The 289-nt window shown below is 61.2% G+C and carries 1 protein-coding gene; it reads left to right on the top strand.

Annotated features, from left to right (window positions below):
* The coding region (locus ACW6W5_RS17880) for an EF-Tu C-terminal domain-related protein (protein WP_458233683.1) at window positions 1–288 on the top strand (288 nt) is incomplete at its 5' end.
* Window position 289: the final 1 nt, after the last annotated feature.

Genomic DNA, 289 nt, shown 5'->3' with positions numbered 1-289 from the left:
AAGCCGCACACCACCTTCGACGCCGAAGTGTACGTGCTGTCCAAGGACGAAGGTGGCCGTCACACCCCGTTCTTCAAGGGCTACCGTCCGCAGTTCTACTTCCGTACCACCGACATCACCGGCGCTTGCGAACTGCCGGAAGGTGTGGAAATGGTGATGCCGGGCGACAACGTGAAGATGGTTGTCACCCTGATCAACCCGGTCGCCATGGATGAAGGCCTGCGCTTCGCGATTCGCGAAGGCGGCCGTACCGTCGGCGCCGGCGTGGTCTCCAAGATCATCGCGTAAT

The sequence above is a fragment of the Stenotrophomonas sp. IS26 genome, assembly GCF_054188265.1.
The sequence above is the reverse complement of the archived record's forward strand: the minus strand, read 5'-3'. Positions and strand labels throughout refer to the sequence as shown.